The sequence below is a fragment of the Pseudomonas sp. R62 genome (assembly GCF_000257605.1).
GTDB classification, from domain to species: domain Bacteria; phylum Pseudomonadota; class Gammaproteobacteria; order Pseudomonadales; family Pseudomonadaceae; genus Aquipseudomonas; species Aquipseudomonas atacamensis.
In genome coordinates this window covers 3047362-3049065 of sequence record NZ_JH635998.1, presented here as the reverse complement: position 1 = coordinate 3049065, position 1704 = coordinate 3047362, and the positions used below count along the sequence as shown (strand labels likewise).

The 1704-nt window shown below is 61.9% G+C and carries 2 protein-coding genes; both read right to left on the bottom strand.

Features of this window, described 5'->3' with window-relative positions:
* Positions 1 to 15 precede the first annotated feature (15 nt).
* On the bottom strand, positions 16 to 1356 hold the full coding sequence (locus OQK_RS14785; protein WP_016773070.1) for a DEAD/DEAH box helicase: 1341 nt from the start codon (positions 1354 to 1356) through the stop codon (positions 16 to 18).
* 52 nt (positions 1357 to 1408) lie between these two features.
* A partial coding sequence (locus tag OQK_RS31320; RefSeq protein WP_038860967.1) for an EamA family transporter occupies positions 1409 to 1704 on the bottom strand: 296 nt, incomplete at its 5' end.

The window sequence follows — 1704 nt, the reverse complement described above, 5'->3', positions numbered from 1 at the left end:
TTTTGATCTTTGATCTCAAGGCTTGCGCTTACGCGGTCCAGTATTGAACACCGGCACTTTGCGCACTGGCTTGATCGATGGCTCCGGCGCCGAGGCCTCGCCGCTGTCGACCCACTTGCCCAGATTGCGTTTACCACCGCCACCGCCCGACGCTTTCGGCTTCTTCGGTTTTTTCGGCTTCTTGATCACCTGACCGCTGGCGTCGGTGTCCGGCACGCGGTGCTCGGGTTCGAAATCCGGTTCGTTCTGGCGCTTCAGGTTCTGCCGCGTCAGCATTTCGATCGCCGAGAGCATGTTCACTTCATCGGCACACACCAGCGAAATCGCCTCACCGGTGGCACCCGCGCGGCCAGTCCGACCAATGCGGTGAATGTAATCCTCGGCGACGATCGGCAGATCGAAGTTGACCACCAGCGGCAGGTCTTCGATGTCCAGACCACGAGCGGCAACGTCGGTCGCCACCAGAATCTGCACTTCGCTGAGCTTGAACCGGTCCAGCGCGCGCTGGCGGGTCGCCTGCGGTTTGTCGCCATGGATGCCGTCAGCATTCACACCGAGGCCCTGAAGCTTTTCCACCAGCGCATCGACGCCGTTGCGGGTCTTGGCGAACACCAGCACCTGCTTCCACTTGTTCTTGCGCATCAGGTGCACGAACAGTTCGGCCTTGCGCTTCTTGTCTACGGTGACGATCCACTGCTTGACCGTGTTGGCGGCGACGTTGCGCGGGCTGACTTCGACGCTCAAAGGATCGTTGAGCATCTGCCCGGCAAGCAGGCGGATGTCATCGGAGAAGGTCGCGGAGAACAGCAGGGTCTGGCGCTTTTTCGGCAGCATGCGGTAAATGTTCGCCAGTTCTTCGGAGAAGCCCAGGTCGAGCATACGGTCGGCTTCATCCAGCACCAGCGTTTGCAGCTGATTGAGTTTCAGCGCGTTCTGGCGGAACAGGTCGATCAAGCGACCGGGTGTGGCGACCAGCACATCGACGCCGCCGCGCAGCTTCATCATCTGCGGGTTGATGCTGACGCCGCCATACACCGCGTAAGTACGCAGCGGCAGGTTTTCCGCGTACTGGCGCACGGCTTCGTGGACCTGCTCGGCCAGCTCGCGGGTCGGCACCAGAATCAGCGCACGCGCCGAGTTGGCGGTGACTTTCGGCCCTTCCATGGCCAGCAACTGCAACAGCGGCAAGGCGAAACCGGCAGTTTTACCGGTGCCGGTCTGGGCCGCTGCCATCAGGTCGCGACCGGCCAGCACCGCCGGAATGGCTTGCGCCTGCACCGGCGTCGGGGTCTGGTAGCCGAGCGTCTCGAGGGAGCGCAGCAAGGGTTCGATCAGGCCAAGGGAGGCGAAAGTCATGGGAGTACCGTAGGAAAAAATGACGCGGGGATGCAATGCCGCGCAGTTTACCCTAATTCGTACGCGCTTCCGTCGGAACGGCTTTCGCCTCTTCCACGGGTGGCTGCGCAGGTCGACGCCACTGCGGCAGGCTGATCAGCAGCACCGCGCTGATGATCACCAGCATCGCCAGCGCTTCTTCGATGCCGATGGTCTCGCCGACAAACACCACGCCGAGCAACACCGCCACCGCCGGGTTGACGTAGGCATAACTGGTCGCTGCCGCCGGGCGCACGTGTTTGAGCAGATACATGTAGGAATTGAAGGCGATGATCGAGCCAAAGAAAATCAGATAGGCCAGCGCCAGCC